This is a genomic window from Streptomyces sp. DH12 (genome assembly GCF_020873895.1).
Taxonomy (GTDB): domain Bacteria; phylum Actinomycetota; class Actinomycetes; order Streptomycetales; family Streptomycetaceae; genus Streptomyces.
The window spans coordinates 1-531 of the sequence record NZ_JAHWGT010000658.1; the positions used below are offsets into that span (position 1 = coordinate 1).

Here is a 531-nt window from a genome sequence, read left to right on the forward strand (position 1 = left end):
GTCCGGGTCGGCCCGCAGACGGCGCCGCATCTCCAGGGCCTCCGTGAGGATGCCGACGCTCCGCTGCATGATCTCGCGCTGCTCCATGCGGCCAGCCTTCACACCGACTGGCCCGGCCAAACGCGTTCTGCCTATCATCCTGGTGAATGTGGATTTCATATGGTTTGTCCCTGCCGGGGGTGGACCCGGAGTGTCCCCGCCCGAGTGAGTGATCCATGTCCCGCACCGGTTCCCGTGACCACGGCGACGAGCTGCTGACCAGGCTCGGGACGCTGACGGCCCAGGCGCGTGCGGCGGCTGAGGTGCAGCGCTCGCGCGTGGAGCTGGCCGTCGCCCTGCAGCGCGGGATGCTGCCGAGGGGACTGCCCACCGGTGACGGCGTACGGCTCGCGGTGCGGTACGTGCCCGCCAACCAGGGCCTCAACGTGGGCGGCGACTGGTACGACGCGTTCACCATGCCCGACGGCAGGATCGGCCTGTCGATCGGCGACGTGCAGGGGCACAACATCGAGGCGGCCGCCTTCATGGGGC

1 pseudogene is annotated in these 531 nt (G+C 70.1%); it reads left to right on the plus strand.

Features of this window, described 5'->3' with window-relative positions:
• Positions 1–215: 215 nt before the first annotated feature.
• Positions 216–531, plus strand: a pseudogene (locus tag LPA54_RS36335) (SpoIIE family protein phosphatase); the annotation flags it as partial.